This is a genomic window from Vibrio sp. 1078-1, assembly GCF_033340475.1.
The window spans coordinates 1-598 of sequence record NZ_JAWOWM010000585.1; the positions used below are offsets into that span (position 1 = coordinate 1).

The window sequence follows — 598 nt, forward strand, 5'->3', positions numbered from 1 at the left end:
GGCATGGGCATGCTCGTGAACAAAAATGACATCGGTTTTGGTAAACGTTCTTGGCGTTACAGCATGTTGGTAAAAGATGGCGTGATTGAGAAGATGTTCATCGAGCCAAATGAGCCAGGAGACCCGTTCAAAGTATCGGATGCCGACACTATGCTGAACTACATCGCACCAGAGTACAGAACTCAGGAATCGATCACTGTATTTACCAAGCCTGGTTGTCCTTTCTATATGAAAGCTAAACAAAACTTGATTGCTCACGGTCTTCAATATGAAGAAGTAATTTTGGCGAACGATGCAACTTCCACCAGTCTTCGTGCTATTACAGGCCGTACGACCGTCCCGCAAGTATTCATCGGCGGTAAACACATCGGTGGTAGCGAAGAGCTAGAAACTTACCTAGGCTAACCTGTCCATAGCCTACCCCCCGGTCTCCGGCGTCTTTGACTCGGAGGCCACCCTGTCTCTTCCCGCTAAAATCTAAGTTATTAGTTCTTAAATCGTTCTACTACCTGAATCAGCGATTTTAAATACAACACTTTTTGTTCATCATAACGTCTTGTTTTTATTCACAAGCCAAATACAAAAAACCTCGCAGATA

At 44.5% G+C, this 598-nt stretch carries 1 protein-coding gene; it reads left to right on the forward strand.

Features of this window, described 5'->3' with window-relative positions:
* On the forward strand, positions 1 to 405 hold a 405-nt coding region (locus tag R7190_RS28930; protein ID WP_318138075.1), incomplete at its 5' end, for a glutaredoxin domain-containing protein.
* Between the last annotated feature and the right edge of the window lie 193 nt (positions 406 to 598).